Here is a 2,069-nt window from a genome sequence, read left to right on the forward strand (position 1 = left end):
CGCGCTGCCCGCCGGCACGATGGTCCGCGCCGGCGATCTCGTCGCGCCCCGGCTGGTGCGCCGCGGCGAGGCGGTGACGCTGTCGCTCCAGGGTCGCGGGTTTGCGATCACCACCGCGGCGCGGGCGCTGGCGGCGGGCGGCATGGGCGATGTCGTCCGCGTCGTCGCGCTGTCCACCAACCACAGCGTCGATGGCGTCGTCACGGGCGCGGGCAGCGTCCGCGTCGCTGCGCAATGAGGAGACATGCGATGACCAGACCCGCGACGATGTTCCTGATCCTCGCCGGCGCGACCGCCCTGTCGGGTTGCGGCACGATCGGCCAGCTCAAGACGATCGGCAAGGCGCCGAAACTCAGCGAGATGACTGCGGTCGACACCCCGCTGACCGAGGATTCGCTCGGCCAGCCGAGCCGTCGCCCGGCCGCGCCGCCGCTGGCGCTGGCGCCCCCCGACGCATCGCTGTTCCGCGCGGGCGCTGGTGCGTTTCTCGGCGACCAGCGCGCCGCGCGCAAGGGCGACATCCTGACCGTGCGGATCAACGTTCAGGACCGCGCCGAGGTCGGCAACACGACCGCACGCACGCGCGGCGGCTCCGAGAATGCGGGGCTGACCGCAGCACTCGGGCTCGGCGTCGCGACGCCCGATCCGCTGATCGCCGGCAATTCGAAGTCGCAGTTCAACGGATCGGGCAATATCAGCCGGTCGGAAACAATCAGCATGACGATGTCGGCGATCGTCACCGACGTGCTGCCCAACGGCAATCTGATGATCCGCGGCCGCCAGGAGATCCGCGTCAATTACGAGCTGCGCGAGCTGATCGTGACCGGCATGGTCCGCCCGCAGGATATCAGCCGCGACAACAGCATCCGCCACACGCAGATCGCCGAGGCACGGATCAGCTATGGCGGCCGCGGCCAGCTGACGCAGGCGCAGCAGGCACGCTGGGGCCAGCAGATCTACGACGCCCTCTTTCCGTTCTGAGGCGCGTGCCCACGCTGCAAATAATCCGCGCAGCGCGACCAACTACCCGGATTTCTTCCCAGAATAAGGAGCGGGTCGGATCTGACCGCTCCGTCGGCGAGCCGCCGTACGGCTCAAGGACGCAGAAGCGACCGACTATTCCAGAAGGAAGAATATCATGGGAATGTCCGTTAACACCAATGTTGGCGCGATGGCGGCCCTCCAGGCCCTCAACGAGACCAGCAAGGGTCTGTCCGTCGTCCAGAGCCGCATCAACAGCGGCCTGAACGTCGCATCGACCAAGGACGATTCGGCAGCCTTCACGATTGCCCAGGGCCTTCGCGGCGATCTGGGTGGCCTCAAGGCGGTCAACTCCTCGCTCAGCCGGGCGAAGAGCGTGGCCGACGTTGCGGTCGCAGGCGCAGAGCAGATCTCGGACGTCGTCAACCAGATGAAGACGCTCGCCAAGCAGGCGTCGGACGATGGCATCAGCGACGAGAGCCGCGCTGCGTACAACAAGGACTTCACCGCCCTTCGCGACCAGATCAGCACGATCGTCGATTCGTCCGAGTTCAACGGTACGAACCTGCTCAAGACCGGCGGCGGCACCGTGAGTGCGTTGCAGTCGCTGACCAACAAGGCAACCGGCACCGACACCTACGATCCCGATACGCTCTCCATCGCCAACCAGGAAATCGACCTGCCGGCGACGGAAACCGCGTCCGCGGGCGTGGGTACCGGCGTGCTCGGCCAGGATTCGGAAATCGACACGGCTGCCAAGGCCAAGGCGATGGTCGATACCCTGGACACGCTGGGCAGCTCGCTCAACACCAAGCTGAGCGATCTCGGCTCGGGGTCGCGCAAGATCGACGCACAGATGACGTTCACCAGCAAGCTGTCGGACGCGATCGAAAGCGGCGTCGGCAAGCTGGTCGACGCGGATCTGGCCAAGGAATCGGCGAAGCTGCAGGCACTGCAGGTCAAGCAGCAGCTTGGCGTTCAGGCGCTGTCGATCGCCAACCAGGCACCGCAGACGATCACCTCGCTGTTCCGGTAAGCCGGTACGAGACACGATCCCGCCAAGTCCCCCAAGCACATCGGCGGGGGGG

General features: G+C 66.7%; 3 protein-coding genes. All 3 read left to right on the plus strand.

Going from position 1 to position 2,069, the window contains the following annotated elements; translation table 11 throughout:
• Window positions 1-238 (plus strand): flagellar basal body P-ring formation chaperone FlgA (flgA, locus tag sphsw_RS04960; RefSeq protein WP_031439639.1); only part of this gene is annotated, 238 nt, incomplete at its 5' end.
• Window positions 239-249: 11 nt separating this feature from the next.
• Window positions 250-981, plus strand: coding sequence for a flagellar basal body L-ring protein FlgH (flgH, locus tag sphsw_RS04965; RefSeq protein ID WP_031439640.1), 732 nt, complete (start codon window positions 250-252; stop codon window positions 979-981).
• 157 nt (window positions 982-1,138) lie between these two features.
• Window positions 1,139-2,017: a flagellin gene (locus sphsw_RS04970; RefSeq protein WP_031395278.1), complete on the plus strand. Its 879-nt coding sequence runs from the start codon at window positions 1,139-1,141 to the stop codon at window positions 2,015-2,017.
• Window positions 2,018-2,069: the final 52 nt, after the last annotated feature.

It is taken from the genome of Sphingomonas sp. FUKUSWIS1 (genome assembly GCF_000733135.1).
GTDB lineage: Bacteria > Pseudomonadota > Alphaproteobacteria > Sphingomonadales > Sphingomonadaceae > Sphingomonas > Sphingomonas aerolata.